The sequence below is a fragment of the Streptomyces sp. T028 genome (genome assembly GCF_048159505.1).
Lineage (GTDB): Bacteria > Actinomycetota > Actinomycetes > Streptomycetales > Streptomycetaceae > Streptomyces.
This window is the reverse complement of record NZ_JBLRVZ010000087.1, coordinates 1-15544: the sequence shown is the minus strand read 5'-3', so window position 1 is coordinate 15544 and position 15544 is coordinate 1. Positions and strand designations below refer to the sequence as shown.

The window sequence follows — 15544 nt, the reverse complement described above, 5'->3', positions numbered from 1 at the left end:
CCCCGGCCGAAGGCTGGGGGAGTGCCGGGCGGAAGCCCTCGATGGGGGTCCCCCCGCGCGAGCGAAGCCGAGCGTGGGGGAGGAGCTACCAGGGTTTTTGTCCGGTGCGGCGAGAGGGCGTGCCGGGCGTCGCGACGCCGCGGAGATCCATCAGAAGGGCCCTAGGGGGTCAGACTGGCCACGACCTCGTCACCGGAGACCTCCGCCGTCGGCCGGAAGCCCACGGAGGCGTACAGCCCTGCGGCCACGGCGTTGTCCGGGTGGTAGGACAGACGCAGTTCGCGGCAGTCCTCGCGCCGGGACAGCCACTGGACAACGGTCCGGACGGCCGCCCCACCGACCCCCTTGCCCTGCTCGGTGCCGTCGATCAGCATGCCGCCGATCCAGTACGAGCCGTCCTCGTCACGGCCCCACATGAGGTGACCCACCACCGTGTCGTCGGCGCACACCGCCAACGAGTGCCAGACGCCCTCCCGCGCCGACAGCAGCAGATAGCGCGCCGCCAGTGCGGGAACGTAGCGCCGCTGGTCGTCCAGCGGAGCGACGTCCGCGACGGACCGCCAGTTCTCGTCGCTCACCTCATGCAGGGCGACGCGTCGCCCCGCCCTGTCCGAAAGTCCGAGGCTGATCACGGCGGTCAGGCTACGGATCCGGCGGGGTGACCCGCGAACCCTTTTTCACGCACGGCGTCGACGGTCCGTCAGACGCCGGCCGCGCGCACCGTCAGCTCCGGCTCGGCGTGCGCGTCGTCCGGTCCGAGTACGGCGGTGAAGGCGTCCGTGCGCACGGTCAGGCCCTCCTCGCCGCGCTCCACCGACACCGTGAACGGCGCCTCGGTGCCGTAGGCCACCGCGAACACGTGCAGGTCGTCCGGCGCGTCGGCGACCGGCCCGGCCTCCAGGGCGGTCGAGGCGACCAGGTGCTTCCAGCCCTCGTCCGGGTTGCCGTAGCCGCGCGGGTCCTCCGCGAGGGCGAAGGCGGCCTGTTCCTGGGTGAGGTCGGCGCGGGCGTCGAAGAAGTCGGCGCCCGTGGTGTCGGGGTGCGTCAGGCGCAGGGTGCCCGCGGAGGAGACGGCCCCCCGCGCGGTGCGCCGGACCCGGTCGCCGTCGTCCTCGGCGTACGGCAGGCCGGCCAGCAGGTAGGGGGTCCCGGCGAGGCGTTCCACGGCGACCGTCGTCCACAGGGTGGTGCCGTCGGTGACGTACAGGGAGCGGACCCGGCGCAGGACGTGGTCGCGGCCGACCACCGGCTTGGTGACCAGCTTGGCGGTCAGGCCGTCGGCGCGGACGTCGCGGACGCGGACCTGGCCCATGGGGCGGCAGAGCAGGAAGCCGTCGGTGACGGGTCCGAAGCCGTGCTGGCGGTTGACGGCGGCGGGCAGGTAGTAGGTACCGGCCGCCTCGACGACCGCGGGGGTCATCCGGTCGTCGAAGGCGACGGAGACCGTGCCGGCGCGGAGCTGGTGCCGCGCGGCCGCGGTGGACGGCTCGCGGTGCCAGGGCGTGGTGTCCTGGATCTGCCAGACCAGCATCCACGCGAAGTGCCCGTCGACCCCGCCGTCCTCCTTGACCGCGTGCCGGGCCCAGCGGCTGTCGCCCCGGTAGCGGCCCAGGTCGGAGCCGATACGGGCGCCGAAGTAGCGCAGGCCGAGCACCGACTCGAAGGCGGAGTGCTGCTCGCTGTAGCGGGGGCCGCCGTTGTCGAAGCCGCCGTTGGTCAGGCGGGCGTCGATGTAGCGGGCGAGGGTGTCGCCGTCCTCGGCGAAGACCTCCTCGCCGCTGATCCGGTGGGCCTGGGCGAGGAAGGACAGGGAGATCGGGCCGTAGTTGTTGTCGTAGGCGCCGCCGTGCTCGGGGGGCAGCAGGGCGCCCCGGTCTGCGACCCGGTGGGCGCGGATCTTCGCGTCGTACAGCTCCAGCGCGCGCGAGCGGACCCGCTGCCCCTCCTCGGAGGGCAGATGGCGGGCGAGCATCAGACCGCCCACCACGCATCCGATGGCCTGGTTGCCCGCCTCCTGCGGGTTGAAGAAGGTGGCCTCCGTCAGCCAGCTCCAGTAGCCGCGCGCCACCTCAAGGAGCTCGGCCCGCTGCCCGTCGTCGACCAGGCCGTCCGCCATGTCGAGGACGTTCACGGCCTGGAGCAGGGCCCACACCGTGCTCGGCCAGTCGCCGATGGGGTGCGCGCCGGCCGCCAGTGTGTAGCGGGCGTACGGCAGGCCGGAGTCGCGCACCGTCAGGTTCGGGTAGCCGGGGTTGTCCTCGGTGTACACGCGCTCCCGCAGGTGGAAGTCGAGGCTGCGGCGCCCCGCGTCCGGCAGCCTCGGGTCCTTGCCGCGCTGCCAGGCGAGCGCGAGCAGGGAGGTGATGCCGAGCGAGGTGTCGCCGATGTCGTCGACGCAATCGGGGTGTTCGAGGCTGCCCTCGGGCGTGAGGCGCGCGAGGGCCTGCTCGGTGACGTCGGCGAGCACGGCGTCGTACGCCTCCGGAGTGTCCGGCAGGTCGTGCAACGGGCCGAGCTGGCGAGGGAGGTGCAAGGAGATCAGCCCTTCATGCCTGAGAGGTGGCGCGCAGTGTGAGGGTCAGTGTCTGCGGTCCGTGCCCACCGAGGTAGACGCGGTTCCCGGTCGTCGCGTCGGTGCCGCCGACCACGGTGTAGTCCTGCCCCGGGTCGTAGCGCAGTACGTCGCTCCGGTCCGGTCCGGCGAGCGGTTCGCCCGCCTCGGCGTCGGCCTCGACCCGGATCTCGTCGTCGCCGACCCGGTAGGTCATCGGCCCGGTCGTCAGGCACCAGCGTCCCTCGCCGATCGGTACGGCGCCCTCGGGCTCGCCGCCCGGCCGGAAGGTCAGCTCGAGGGCCCAGGGCACCGGTGGGCCGCCGATGTCGATCCGCAGGTCGGCCCCGTCCTCCCGCAGGTCGACCTCGACTCGGGTCGTGTGGGAGACCTCGTCCTGAGGGCGGTCGGGGAAGGCCATCGCCGCGGAGAAGCGGCCCTCGTCCACCAGACGGTAGGCGCCGTCGTCGCGCCTCCGACCCTTCGGGAGCGGCTGGTAGTAGGCGGTTGTGAGGGTTTGGGTGAGCAGGTACCTGTTGTCGGCGAGCTGTTCCATGTCGGCGGCACGGAACGGGCCCAGGTCGAAGAACACCCGCGAGAGGCGGACCGCGTCGAGGACGGCGGCACCGGCGAACAGGCGCAGGAAGGTGGGGTTGCAGGCGAGGCCCGAGCGGATGCGCCGGTGCTCGGGCACGTCGGAGCCGCCGTACACCACGGTGTGCGCGGTGGCCGAGGCGTGTGCGGCGAGGCGTGCGGTGGCGAGGTACCGGGCACGCGGGAGCTTCTCCGCGTCCGGGGCCGGCAGGGCACGGCACAGGTCCGGGGTGAGAAGGGTCTGGGCGAGCAGGTCGGCGTCGTCGATGCCGTCGGCGGCCGCCAGCCGCGCCGCCCGGGCGAAGTCGCCCCGGCCGGTGCGGATCGCGAGCAGCCGGTAGTGCGGCAGGTAGGGCCACAGCGGGAACGAAAGCTTCTGGTCCTGGCGGCGCGAGTGGACGGTCTCCACCGTGCCGTCCGGCCTGATCAGGTCCAGGGTCGTGGCGAGGTTGCGTTCGACGGCGTCCCGCAGGTCGGTACGCCCGAGCACCTCGGCCAGCAACAGCAGCGACGGGTTGGTCACGATGGACGCGTAAACGGCACTGCGTTCCGAGTACAGGCCCTCCGTGTCGATGTCGACGCCCTCGGCGAGCCAGTCCCCGACGCGGTCGAGCAGCCGGTCGTCGGGGAACGACCGGTGCAGCCGGGCCAGCGCCGCGCACAGCTCCCAGCGGTGGTTCGGGGTGTGCACCCCACCCTTCAGGAGGCTGCCGGTGGCGGCGTCGGCGATCTCGGCGAGCGCGGCCGTGACCTCGGCCAGTTCCGGTCCCGCGCCGGCGGCGAGGACGTGCGCGTCGCACACGTCGTTGACGGTGAACGCGGAGTCCGGCGGTGACTGCACGTTGTCGCCGCCGGCGAAGAGGCCGGACGCTGTCTGCACGGCCCGCAGGGCACGGAGGTGGGTCCGCGCGGCGGCCACTGCCTGCTCGCTGCCGTGCAGTGCCGAGTCCGGGGAACGGTAGGCCGCGACCAGGGTCTTCACCCGCCGCGCCAGACCACGGTGCGGCACACCGGTGGGTTCCTCGTCGGGGGCGGCCGCAAGCGGGGCGGCCGTCCGGTCGGCGGCGCGGGCCGCCGACCGGACGAACTCGTGGTCGAGCGGGTTGGGCAAGATCAGTCCTTCAGTCCGGCGTTGATGTCGGCGTTCATGACGTAACGCTGGAACACGAGGAAGACGACGATCAGCGGGATCATGGAGATGACCGATCCGCCGAGCAGCACCGACCAGTTGATGTTCTGCGCCCCGACGAGGCTCTGGATGCCGATCTGCACGGTGAACTTCTCGGGGTCGTTGAGCATCAGCAGCGGCCAGATGTAGTCGTTCCAGCGCCACTGGAAGGACAGGATGGCGAGCGTCAGCATGATGGGCCGGGAGAGCGGCACCATGATCCTCAGGAAGATCGACAGCTCACGCGCGCCGTCGATGCGGGCCGCCTCGATGAGCTCGTCGGGGACCGTCAGGAAGAACTGGCGGAACATGAAGCAGCCGGTCGCGGTGAGCAGGGCCGGGAGGATGATGCCGGTGAGCGAGTTGTAGAAGCCGAGGTCGCGGACCACCAGGAACAGCGGGGCGAGCATGACCTCGGCCGGCAGCATCGTGGTGGCCAGGATGCACACGAAGAAGAACTTGAGCCATTTGTTGTCGTACTTGGCCAGCGCGTACCCGGTGCAGCAGCTGACTCCCACCGTGAGGATCGTCGCGATCACACACACGATGGTCGTGTTGATGAAGTACTCGGCGAAGTTGGCGCTCGCCCACGCTTCCTTGTAACCCGACACGGTGGGGTCGTCCGGGAACAGCGTCAGCGGAAGGGAGAACAGGTCTCCGGCCGGTTTGAAGGAGCTGAGGACGAACCACAGCACCGGCACCCCGTAGAGGCCCGCCAGGACCCACAGCAGAGTCGTCGCGGGAATCGCGCGCCTGAGCCCGCCGGTTGCCGAGCCGCGGGGCCTCTTCTTGGAGACGGCCCGTACGGAATCGGCGTCGACCTTGCGCACTGTGTCTGTGGTTGTCATCGGTTCTCCACCCGCCGGTTGACCATCATCTGGATCATCGCGACGGCCATCAGGATGAGCATGAGCACGAACGACGCGGCGCTCGCGTAGCCGATCTGGCCCGACTTGAACCCCGTCTGATAGATGTACTGAACAAGCAGGTTGTTCGACGTTCCGGGTCCACCGTTGTTGAGGGAGGCGAACACCGCGTATTCCTTCATCGCGTGGATCGTGTTGAGCAGGATGACGATGAAGGACGTGGGGGCGATGCTCGGCACGGTGATGCTGAAGAACTGGCGCCACGGACCGGCCCCGTCGAGCGCGGCCGCCTCGTAGTACGACGTCGGTACGTTCTTGATCGCCGCGATGAACAGCAGCATGGAGAAGCCCGTCCAGGCCCAGGCCGCCGCCACCACGACCACGATCAGTGACAGGTCCGCGTTCGACTGCCACGGAACGGCGCTTCCGCCGACCTTCTCGATGAGGTAGTTGACCAGTCCGAAGTTCTCACCGAACAGCCATCGCCACAGGACACCCACGATGATGGGCGACAGCAGCCACGGGATGAAGAAGAAGAGGCGGGCGACCGACGCGCCCTTGGCGTGCCTGCTCACCACCACATTGGCGATGAGCAGCGACAACACGAAGTTCAGCGGAACGAACAGCACGGTGTACAGCAGCGTCCGGGTCGTCGCGGCGTAGAAGGTCGAATCCCCGAGCAGCTTCTGGTAGTTGTCCAGCCCGACGAACTGGAACGCCCCGATGCCCGTGTAGTCCGTGAAGGAGTAGACGAGCCCGATCACCGCCGGCCAGACGAAGAAGAGCGCGAAGAGCACGACATTGCCCGCGATGAGGACGAGCGGCGCGAGGGTGTACTTGCTGCGTCTCCTGGGCGGGCTCACGGACACCTTTGACACGTCCGAGGCGCGTTTTGTCATCTTCCTGACTCCGTGCTGGTGGATGGGATAGCGGTGGGCTCACGCCAGGAGCCCGGCATCACGCGGATGTCCGGGCCCGGGCGGCGGTGGCTCGTACCGCCGCCCGGGCCTGAGGCCTACGACGACACGCCGCCGACCTGCTGGTTGTAGCCGGCCACGATGTTCTCCAGGGCCTCGTCGGCCGACTGCTCACCGTTGATCGCCTTGCCGATCTCCGCCTTGGTCGGGTCGTCGGTGAGGCTCTTGCCGTTCAGCGCCCAGTTCGTCTGCGCGACGTTGAAGTAACCGGAGATGGGGGCGTAGAGCGGGATCGACTCGTTGTAGAGCTTGAACGCCGCCTGCGCCGCCTCGGACTCGAAGGGGTACGTCGGGTTCAGACCGCTCTCGACCGGCAGGAACCCGGACGTCTCGCACAGCGTCTTGTAGTGCTCGGGCTCGTACATCCAGGAGATGAACTTGTTCGCGGCGGTGGCCGCTTCGCTGTTGTTGTTGAAGCCCACGACCATGCCGCCGCTGTTGACGTCGCTGGCCTGCACCGGCTCGGCGGGGGTCGGGACGCTCGCCCACTCGAACTTCGTGATGCTCTCCGAGAAGGAGGCGACCTGCCACACACCGGACCAGTAGGCGACCACGTCACCGCTCTGGAACATGGCCGACGGGTCGGCGCCGCTGGTCCACACCGACTTCGGCATGGTCTTGTCGTCGTTCCATCCGACGAAGGTGTTCACGGCCTTCTTGGTCGCCTCGTCCGCCGAGAACTTGCCGGAGTCGTCCGCGTGCATGTACTGCCCGCCCATCTCGTACACCATGGCGCGGAGTCTGGACGGCGACTGGTCGAAGGTCAGGGAGTACTTGGCCTTGGTCTTCTCCCGGACCTTGTCCGCCGCCTTGATGAACTCGGTCCAGGTCCAGGTGTCGGAGGGCGACGTCGGGTAGGAGACGCCGGCCTTCTCGAAGAGCGACTTGTTGATGAACATGCCGGACGCGGTGATGTCCGAGGGGATGGACAGCACCTTCCCGGACGAGTCCTTGGCGACGAAGTTGCCGTTGATCTTGTTGCTCTTGTTGTTGGCGATGTCGCTGAGGTCGAGCAGGTTCTTCGACCAGATGGGGTCCACCTTCGGCACCGCCGCCACGTCGGGCAGGGAGTTCGCCTGCGCGGCGTTGCGCAGCTTCGCCTCGTACCCGTCGTAGGGGATGTTGACGAGCTTGACGGAGACGCCCTCTTCCTTCTTGTACTGCGCCACCAGCTTCTTCCAGCCCGCGTCCTGCCCCGGAACCGTGGAGATCCAGAACGTCAGCGACTTGGAGGTACCGCCCGATTCGGATCCGCCTCCGCAGGCGGAGAGCATCAGGGCACCTGCCGTGGCCACGGCAGCGAGGGGAACCAGGCGGCGTATGCCGCCGCGGCCGAGTCGGCGGGAGCGCCGCACACCCACAGTGATCATCTTCGATCCCTTTTTTCGTGATACGTGATATGGGACGGAGCACGGCGCCGACCGAGGCGGCACTGGTGCATTTTGGAGGAGAGTTCGCTTTCCGAGGGCACGGCCTCGCCCGGCCGCGTCATCCTGACAGGAGAGGGTCCCCGGCCGCTGTGGCCGGCGCCGCACAAGCACGCCCTGGTGCGGTTGCCGTACGTCGAGTACGGGCGGGACGCTCGCCCCAAGTCGGCGTCCCGGCCGACTTAGAAAGCGCTTGTCCGGACATTGGCAGATCGAGTCGGAGGCCGTCAATCCTTCCCCCCCGCGGCCTCGGTCACGGTTTGGACTCCTCGCGTGACCGCGAGCCGGGCGGCGCCGGCGACGGTGCCGGAATCGCCGACCGTACTGCTGACCACCTCGGTGGGCCAGCTCAGCCGGTTCAGTTCGGCCCGTACGCCCGACAGCAGGCCCGGATCGGCGCCGGTGCTGCCGCCCAGCACGATCAGACCGGGGTCGAGCACGGCGGTCACGGCGGCGGCGAGACGGCCCACGTCGGCGGCATGGCGGTCGACGACGGCACGGGCCGTGGCCCGGCCCTCCGCGGCGAGGGCGAAGAGCCGGTCCGTGGTGCGCGGGCACGGCCCGTCCCCGGCCGCCCAGGCCTCCTTGGCGCGGCGCAGCAGCGAGCGGGCCCCGATGTACTCCTCCAGTGCCTCCCGGCGCGGCTCACGGCCGTCGTCCCAGGGGTAGGGCAGCCTCGCCAGCTCACCGGCGGCGCCGTTCGAGCCGCGCAGCACCTGGCCGCCGACGACGATGCCGAGACCGATACCGACGCCGATCCGCAGATAGCCGAAGGTGTGCCGGCCGCGGGCGGCGCCCTCGTGCAGCTCGGCGAGCGCGGCGCAGTTGACGTTGTTCTCCAGATGGACCGGGACGCCCGGGGGCAGGGCCACGGCCATGGCGTCGAAGACCGGTCCGGCCTTGGCGGTGGCGGGGCGCATGCCGCTGCCCTGGCGGTCCCGGGCGGTGACGTCACCGACGGCGACCACGATGGAGCGCAGCGGGGCGCCCTCGGGCAGCGTGGCGAGCGCCTCGCGTACGGCGTCGGCCGCGTCCTTGCGGGAGGCGGTGGCCTCGGCGAGCAGGGTGCCGTCCAGGGCGCAGCCCCTCACCCTGGTGTGGGCGGGGCCCAGGTCGACGGCCAGGACGGCGCCGGCGACGGGGCCGAGACGGTATACGGCGGCGGAGCGGCCGGTGCCGCTGGAGGCGGTGCCGGAGTGCGCGGCGAGCCGGGCGCTCTCCAGTTCCGCCACGGCGGAGGAGACCGTCGGCTTGGAGAGCCCCGCGAGGCTCGCGAGCTGCGGCCGGGTGGCTCTGCTCGCCTGGGCCAGCACGGCGAAGACCGCGCTGGCGCTCTCGGTCAGGCGGGGGGCTTCCGCCACGTCGTGTTCCACAGTTTCCCCCACACGGGTACCGGGCCGCGCACCCGGCCGATCGGTTCGGCGGGCTGCGGCGAAAGGATGCGACGACGGCGCGCGTTCCCGCCCCGCGACGGCCCGGAAGGGGGCCGCGGAGGTCGAGTGCGCGACTTCTCTTGACGCACTGTACTTCGTTAGTTAACTTCCTAACGAACTTCACGGTACTCGCCTGCCGTGCCTCGTCAGAAGCCCGTCCCGGGGCTTCCCTAGTTCACCAGAAACTCGCAATTCCGCAGGTCACGGTTTCGCCCACCGTCGCAGCTCGACGCAACGACGAAAGAGGATCCGTGCAGGACTCTCCCCCTTCGCGCCCCCTCGTGGTCGGCGTCGACGTGGGTGGCACCAAGACGCATCTCCGCGCGATGGCGGGTGACGACGTCGTGGCCGACCACGTCCGTTCCAGCAGCGGCTGGCGGCCGCACGACACCGCTGCCGCCGCCCGCTGGCTGGGCGCCCTCCTCCGCGAGTCGCTGCCCTCGGGCGCACGCCCCGCCGCGCTCGCCGTGGGGGCGCACGCCTGCGAGACCCCCCGGCAGTGCGCGCAGATCCGCGCCGCCGTTCAGGAACTTCTCGGCGTACCCGCGCACATCGTGGGCGACGCCGAGCTTCTCGTGCCCGCCGCCGGACTGGACAAGGGGGCCGGCCTGGTCGCCGGCACCGGTTCGGTCGCGGTGGGCCTGCTGCCCGACGGCACCCCCGTGCAGGTCGGCGGCTGGGGGGCGGTCCTCGGCGACGAGGGCGGCGGCGCCGGACTCGTCCGGGAGGCGGCACGGGCCGTATGGGCCGCCCACGACCGCGGTGAGCAGCCGGACGCCCTCGCGGCCGGTCTCGTCGCCGCGTTCGGCGTCCCCGAGGTGCCCGCGCTCGGCGCGGCTCTCGAAAGCGCCCAGGACGTCTCCGCCGAGTGGGGCCGGCACTCCCCCGTGGTCTTCGCGGCCGCCGACGCCGGCTCCGCGCTCGCCCGTGCCGTGATCGCCGAGGCGGGCGAGGCGCTCGCCGCGCTCGTCGCCCGGCTCGCCGACCGCGGGGTCCCGGTCGACGACGTGGTGGTGGCGGGCGGCACGATCCTGCACCAGCCCGCGCTCCACGAGGCGTTCACCGCCGCCCTCCGTGCCGTCGCACCGGGAGCGCGCCCACGGGCGCTGACCGGGCCGCCGGTCCTGGGCGCGGTGGCGCTCGCGCGGGCGCTCCTGTGAGAAACCGCTCTCACGTTCACCCACAGGACATGTACCGGTCGCCGGGCCCTCGCGGAAGCGACACAGCCCGGCCGTAGATCTTCGCTCGTACACGTCATCCGGCTCAGGAGTCGTCACCAGGCCCACGAGCCGCACGTGATCACATCTCTTCCCTCTGGCCCCACGGCCGAAGAACTCAAGAGAGGCACACCCATGCCGTCACCCGCCGGGATCGATTCCCCCTCGGCCGTGAACAGAAGGCGCTTTCTGAAGGTCTCCTTCGGCGGCTCCGCGGCCCTGGTCGCCGCGCCGACGCTGGTCTCCTGGCTGGGCGCCGCCGACGCCAAGGCCGCCGACGCCCCGCTGCCGTTCGTCGACGCCTACAAGACGAACGTCATGGCGAACCTCACGCCCGAGACCAACGCCGTGGTGCGGGTCCTCGGCGGTTTCGCGCAGGTGTGGAAGACCGGCTCGGCCTGGAACACCGGCACCCCGCTGCGGCCCGAGATCCTGCGCGCCAACATGCGCTACTGCGCGGCGCTCACCGGCGCCCGCACGGAGGCCCAGGGCAGGGAGGCGTTCGTCTACGACCGCCAGCACCAGAGCTACGCGATGATCGCGGGCCTCGGTCCCCTGGCCGACCTGTACAAGGCCGGTGCCAAGGCGGTCACCTCGATCACCAGCGCCCCGGACACCACGCCCGCGACCACGATCAGCGACGCGGTGCCCGCCGACGCGCCCGCCGGTTCCGCGCTCGGCGCCGGTTCGTACACCTCCGACCTCGGCCAGGTCGCCAAGCTCGTCGACACCGTGCGCGGCCCGTACGCCTCCGGCAACCCGGGCAAGTACGCCTTCCAGTACCCGCGTCCGTGGCGCATGAACGAGGACAGCGAGGTCGTCGACACCGGCACGACCGACGCGCTCGGCTACCCGGTCTACGACTCCGAGGTGGTCGTCGTCCGCCAGCTGCTGCGCCAGCGCAGCACGTCCCCGACCGACGACGGCGGTTTCCCGAGCGGCCACACCAACGCCTTCCACCTGGCGTCGCTGGCGTTCGCGTACGCCGTGCCCGAGCGGTTCCAGGAGCTGGTGACCCGTGCCCTGGAGCTCAGCCACACCCGGATCATGTCCGGCATGCACTCCACGGTCGACGTCATGGGCGGCCGCATCATGGCCACCGCGCTCGCCGCGGCCACCCTCGCCGACCCGGCCAACGCCGACCTGAAGGCCGCCGCCCGCGCCCAGGCCCTCGCCTACTTCACGGGGAAGACCGGGACGACGGCCGACACGCTGTTCGCCCACGCGCACTCCGACGCCTCCGACCGGTACGCCGACCGCGAGGCCAACCGGCGTGCCGCCGAGCCGCGCCTGACGTACATCCTGGAGCGCGAGGGCCGCAAGGAGCCCCTCACCGTGCCCAAGGGCGCCGAGGTGCTGCTGGAGACCCGCCAGCCCTACCTGACCGCCGACCAGCGCCGCGAGGTGCTGCGCACGACCGCGCTGCCGTCGGGGTACGTCCTGCTGGACGGCTTCGAGCAGTGGGGCCGCCTGAACCTGTTCGCCGCCGCCGACGGGTACGGCTCCTTCGACTCCGACGTGACGGTCACCCTGGACGCCTCGAAGGGCGGCTTCCACACGGCCGACGCCTGGCGCAACGACATCGAGGGCGACGGCTCCCTGACCAAGCGCGGCTCCGGCACGCTCACGCTGACCGGCCACAACCGCTACCACGGCGGCACCGTGGTGGAGGAGGGCACGCTCGTCGCGGGCCACGCGGGCGCGCTCGGCCAGGGCGACGTCCGGCTCAGCGGCGGCACGGTCCGCGCCGAGCAGCCGGTGCGGGTGCGCGGCGCCTGGACGCAGTCGACGGACGCGACGCTCGACCTTCCGCTGCGCCACGGCCACGGCGCCGCGCTCACCGTGTCGGGCCGGGTGACCCTGGGTCAGGGCTCGGTGCTGTCGCTGCGCCTGGACGAAAAGCAGCCCGCCCGCGCCGGGGACGTCGTCCCGGTGATCGACGCCCGCGCGCTGCGCGGCCAGTTCGACAAGGTGGAGCTGGACTCCGCCACGCTGCGCGCCGTACCTGTCTACACGGCGGACGGTCTGTCGGTACGACTCCTGAAGCGGTGACGCCCCTGGTGGCGGGAGCCGGTGCACAGTGGCCCTGTGGCCGCCGCGCACCGCTCCCGCCGCCCCGCACTTCACCGGCGACCAGACCGTGACCGGCCCGCATCTGCCCTACGAGTCGGGCAACGACCGTTCCATCCTGTGCGTGGTCTGTTCCCGGGAGGCCAGTTCCCCGGCGACCTGGCCGGATGGGTGCGGCCAAAGGCGACGGGGAGGCCCCGGACCATCTCTCTGGTCGAACGGGGGCCCCGCACACACTTCTCCCCCGATGTGATCGCGCACGGCCCGCCGGCGACGCTGGACGTCCCCCGGCCGGTTTCCTGCTGACGTCGCCCTGGCTGAGATGAGCGCGCTGCCCGCCGTACCGGTGTTCGTGGCCCTGGCGGCCTCGTCGGTGGGGCTGCGGCAGGCGCGCCGGGCCCTGACGGCGGCCGCCTTGGTGGTGGTGGCCGCCGTGGCCGTCGTATGGCTGACGTATCTCCCGGTGGATCCCCGGCTGCGCTGGGACCCGCGGCAGACGCACGTCCCCTTCGGGCAGGGCCGCCGCGGCCCGGGCCGCCTCGGCATGCTCGCGCTGTGGGCGGCCGGGGCGATCGCTCTGGTGACGGTACGGCGGCTGCGGCCCGCGGCGCCGTACGTGCCCGCTGCGGACGTTCCCCTAACCACCTGCCGTACTCCGACGACGCGTTCGGCGGGCCTGCGAAGACGCACGGATCCGGCTCGTCCACAGGGCAGCGGTGTGCCGTCGTACTACGGCATCCGGCGTCCGACCCCCGGCGCGCCCCGCTGCGCGAGGTGCACGGCGTGATGACCGTGTCCGACTCAGCCTTGGCCAAGGCCAGGGGGCGGTTCGCCCGACTGATCCACTCCAGCCACGAGGTGGGCGAGGTCGGCCACTCGATCACGATTTACCAGCGGTGACGGCCGGCGGGGTGTGCGATCGCCGGGGGCTCGGGCACGCTGTCCCGCACGCTCTGTGAGCTATGTTGAGCTGCGTGGGAGACAAAGGAGGCGCACCGGTGCCATCGCCGCAACAGGCACGCGCACAGGCATCAGCGATCACCTCGGGCAAGACCGATCCGGAGGCGGAGGTGTCCCCGACCTCCCGGCTCAGGGCCCTCTTCGACGGGCCCCATCTGTCACCGGGGCAACGGCGCATCGCCCAGTATCTGATCGAGCACATCACCGAGGCGGCGTTCCTGTCGATCACCGACCTCGCCGACCGGGTCGGGGTCAGCCAGCCCTCGGTGACCCGGTTCGCCGCGGCCGTCGGCTTCAGCGGCTACCCCGCGCTGCGCGAGAAACTCCAGTCGATCGCGCTCGGCACCCTGGCCGGCGGCCCCGCCCCGGACGAGGTGAACCCGAGCAACGAGCTCCAGGCGGCGGTCGACGCGGAGATCGAGAACCTGGAGAACCTGCGGCGCGACTTCGCCGACCCGGACCGGGTCATCGAGGTGGGCCGGGCACTGTCCCAGTCGACCCCGCTGACCATCCTGGGCCTGAGGATCTCGGCCTCGCTCGCCGAGTACTTCGCCTACGCCGCCCGCCGGGTCCATCCGGACGTCCGGCTGGTGACCCGGGGCGGCAGCGTGGCCTACGACGCGCTGCTGCAGTCCCGGGAGGCGGGCGGGACCTGGGTGCTGGCGTTCTCGATGCCCCGGCACGCGCAGGAGACGCTGACGGCCGTACGGGTCGCGCGCAGCGCCGGTCTGAAGGTCGCGCTGATCACCGACCTGGCGCTGGGCCCGGTGGCCGACGAGGCCGACGTGACCTTCGCCAGCGGCACCGGGTCCCGGCTGGTGTTCGACTCCTACGCCGCCCCCGGGGTGATGGCCGCCGCGGTGCTCCAGGCCATGACCGACGCGGGCCCGGAGCGCACCCAGGCGCGGTTGGAGGAGTACGAACAGATCGCCGAGCAGCATCAGTTCTTCCTGCGCGAGTGAGCCTCCGGCCTGCGGACAACCGGACACCCCCCTCCCCTGGAAGTCACAGAGGGATCATTGCGGACAAATCGCGCATGAATGTTTTCATGCTCCTTGCAAACCCGTCGGTATATATAAATACTGCTCACGGCCGCACCCGCCCGCGCAGGGCTCCTGTACGGGCACCCGAAGCCGTCGTCCCCTACCCACGCCGGCACCCAGGGTGCTCGGGGCGCCGCACATGCGCGCGCCCGTGGCGGCCCCGGTCATCCCCTGGACCGGGGCCGCCCCACACACGTCGGACCACCCGTCCCGACACCGCACACCCGGAAGCGATGACCATGACTCTGACGACGACGCAGCGCATCAGCCCGGACTGGCCGTGCCAGGTCAAGACCCCCGGCAGCTACGACTGGGAGCGTTCGGCCGCGAAGTGGCTGCGCGAACTGGTGCCCGCGCGCTACGCGAGCTACCCGCTCATGCTGCGTCAGCCGGTGCTGCTGGGCCGTCACGCCCAGATCCAGGTCCAGCAGGAGATCCGGGTGGCCCGTACCGCCCTGCAGACCGCGCGCGCCGACCTGCCCCGGCTGGGGATGCCCGAGTCGGTCATCGAGCACACCATCAAGCTGTACGCCGCCGAGCTCATGCAGCTCCAGCACATCGCACGCAGCGTCCGCTGCGTGACCCAGGCCCTGGTCGAGTCCCACGCGGGCCGCTGAGGGGCCGTCGGGCACTCAGTCGTCACGGTGCCGCCAGTACCACAGCGCCCCGGCGACGAGGGCCAGCAGGAAGAGGACGGGCAGCACCAGGCCGGGGATGCGGGAGGCGTTCATACGGACGGCTTTCGGCTCGACGGGCCGAGGTGCCGAACGCCCGTCGGCCCGGCGTCCATTGTGACACGTGCCACATCAACCGGTCGGCGTCATCCGCCGGTTCGTGACTCCAGCGCCGTACGGGTGTCGTCGCCGTACACGCCGTCCTCGTCGCCGCGGATGCCGTACCAGAGCTGGAAGCGGGCCACGGCCTCGGTGAGGCCGGCGTCGTAGCGGCCGTTGGTGGCACCGTCGCGGTACACGTCCGGGATCTTCAGCAGTCGCTGCTGGAGATCGGTCACCTCGGGGCCGCTGTCGCCCTCCCTGAGGGTGCCCGCGCCGTCGGGGTCGGCGGACGGCGAGGAGGTCTCCGGCTGGGTGGCGCTCGCTTGGGGCTGGACGGTCTCCGCGGCCGCCTCGCCGCCACGGCCCGGCACGAGCAGGGCACCGGCGAAACCGACGAGCGCGGCGGCGCACACGCCGACCGTGATGGCGGCCCGGCGCAGCCCGGCGCTGGAGCCGTCGGCG

13 protein-coding genes are annotated in these 15544 nt (G+C 71.4%); 5 read left to right on the top strand and 8 right to left on the bottom strand.

Annotated features, from left to right (window positions below; all coding sequences use genetic code 11):
* Nucleotides 1-161: 161 nt before the first annotated feature.
* The 7 genes from ACLZN2_RS49445 to ACLZN2_RS49415 all read right to left on the bottom strand — a co-directional run bounded on the left by ACLZN2_RS49445 (nt 162) and on the right by ACLZN2_RS49415 (nt 8944).
* Nucleotides 162-632, bottom strand: coding sequence for a GNAT family N-acetyltransferase (locus ACLZN2_RS49445; RefSeq protein ID WP_416986682.1), 471 nt, complete (start codon nt 630-632; stop codon nt 162-164).
* A gap of 68 nt (nt 633-700) precedes the next feature.
* Nucleotides 701-2533 (bottom strand): hypothetical protein, encoded by a 1833-nt coding sequence (locus ACLZN2_RS49440; protein WP_416986680.1) that lies wholly within the window; start codon nt 2531-2533, stop codon nt 701-703.
* A gap of 13 nt (nt 2534-2546) precedes the next feature.
* Entirely contained in the window at nt 2547-4256 is a 1710-nt protein-coding gene (locus ACLZN2_RS49435) for a hypothetical protein (protein WP_416986678.1), read from the bottom strand.
* Nucleotides 4257-4258: 2 nt separating this feature from the next.
* Nucleotides 4259-5161 carry a carbohydrate ABC transporter permease gene (locus tag ACLZN2_RS49430; RefSeq protein WP_416986677.1) on the bottom strand — a complete coding sequence of 301 codons (903 nt, stop codon included), beginning with the start codon at nt 5159-5161 and terminating at the stop codon, nt 4259-4261.
* Complete coding sequence (locus tag ACLZN2_RS49425) at nt 5158-6078, bottom strand: carbohydrate ABC transporter permease (RefSeq protein WP_416986675.1); 921 nt, start codon at nt 6076-6078, stop codon at nt 5158-5160. Before ACLZN2_RS49425 ends, ACLZN2_RS49430 begins: the two co-directional genes overlap by 4 nt.
* A 116-nt stretch (nt 6079-6194) precedes the next feature.
* The gene (locus ACLZN2_RS49420) at nt 6195-7526 is read right to left on the bottom strand and encodes an extracellular solute-binding protein (protein WP_416986674.1); all 1332 of its coding nucleotides are present in this window, start codon (nt 7524-7526) and stop codon (nt 6195-6197) included.
* Nucleotides 7527-7810: 284 nt separating this feature from the next.
* Complete coding sequence (locus tag ACLZN2_RS49415; RefSeq protein ID WP_416986673.1) at nt 7811-8944, bottom strand: ROK family protein; 1134 nt, start codon at nt 8942-8944, stop codon at nt 7811-7813.
* Nucleotides 8945-9342: 398 nt separating this feature from the next.
* Between ACLZN2_RS49415 and ACLZN2_RS49410 the strand changes: the two genes are divergently transcribed.
* The 5 genes from ACLZN2_RS49410 to ACLZN2_RS49390 all read left to right on the top strand — a co-directional run bounded on the left by ACLZN2_RS49410 (nt 9343) and on the right by ACLZN2_RS49390 (nt 14923).
* Entirely contained in the window at nt 9343-10176 is an 834-nt protein-coding gene (locus tag ACLZN2_RS49410; protein WP_416986684.1) for a BadF/BadG/BcrA/BcrD ATPase family protein, read from the top strand.
* Between the two features lie 192 nt (nt 10177-10368).
* Nucleotides 10369-12285 carry a phosphatase PAP2 family protein gene (locus tag ACLZN2_RS49405; protein WP_416986671.1) on the top strand — a complete coding sequence of 639 codons (1917 nt, stop codon included), beginning with the start codon at nt 10369-10371 and terminating at the stop codon, nt 12283-12285.
* Between the two features lie 340 nt (nt 12286-12625).
* Nucleotides 12626-13090 carry a hypothetical protein gene (locus ACLZN2_RS49400; RefSeq protein ID WP_416986670.1) on the top strand — a complete coding sequence of 155 codons (465 nt, stop codon included), beginning with the start codon at nt 12626-12628 and terminating at the stop codon, nt 13088-13090.
* Between the two features lie 211 nt (nt 13091-13301).
* Complete coding sequence (locus ACLZN2_RS49395) at nt 13302-14225, top strand: MurR/RpiR family transcriptional regulator (protein ID WP_416986668.1); 924 nt, start codon at nt 13302-13304, stop codon at nt 14223-14225.
* Nucleotides 14226-14539: 314 nt separating this feature from the next.
* Nucleotides 14540-14923 carry a hypothetical protein gene (locus ACLZN2_RS49390; protein WP_206189621.1) on the top strand — a complete coding sequence of 128 codons (384 nt, stop codon included), beginning with the start codon at nt 14540-14542 and terminating at the stop codon, nt 14921-14923.
* Between the two features lie 203 nt (nt 14924-15126).
* Here the strand turns inward: ACLZN2_RS49390 and ACLZN2_RS49385 are convergent.
* Nucleotides 15127-15544: peptidoglycan-binding protein (locus ACLZN2_RS49385; protein WP_416986667.1), on the bottom strand; the 418-nt coding region annotated here is incomplete at its 5' end.

Excerpts from the sequence above, each read along its gene's own strand:
- ACLZN2_RS49430 (WP_416986677.1), bottom strand. The coding sequence starts at position 5,161 with ATGACAACCACAGACACAGTGCGCAAGGTCGACGCCGATTCCGTACGG.
- ACLZN2_RS49425 (WP_416986675.1), bottom strand. The coding sequence starts at position 6,078 with ATGACAAAACGCGCCTCGGACGTGTCAAAGGTGTCCGTGAGCCCGCCC.
- ACLZN2_RS49420 (WP_416986674.1), bottom strand. The coding sequence starts at position 7,526 with ATGATCACTGTGGGTGTGCGGCGCTCCCGCCGACTCGGCCGCGGCGGC.
- ACLZN2_RS49410 (WP_416986684.1), top strand. The coding sequence starts at position 9,343 with ATGGCGGGTGACGACGTCGTGGCCGACCACGTCCGTTCCAGCAGCGGC.
- ACLZN2_RS49405 (WP_416986671.1), top strand. The coding sequence starts at position 10,369 with ATGCCGTCACCCGCCGGGATCGATTCCCCCTCGGCCGTGAACAGAAGG.
- ACLZN2_RS49400 (WP_416986670.1), top strand. The coding sequence starts at position 12,626 with ATGAGCGCGCTGCCCGCCGTACCGGTGTTCGTGGCCCTGGCGGCCTCG.
- ACLZN2_RS49390 (WP_206189621.1), top strand. The coding sequence starts at position 14,540 with ATGACCATGACTCTGACGACGACGCAGCGCATCAGCCCGGACTGGCCG.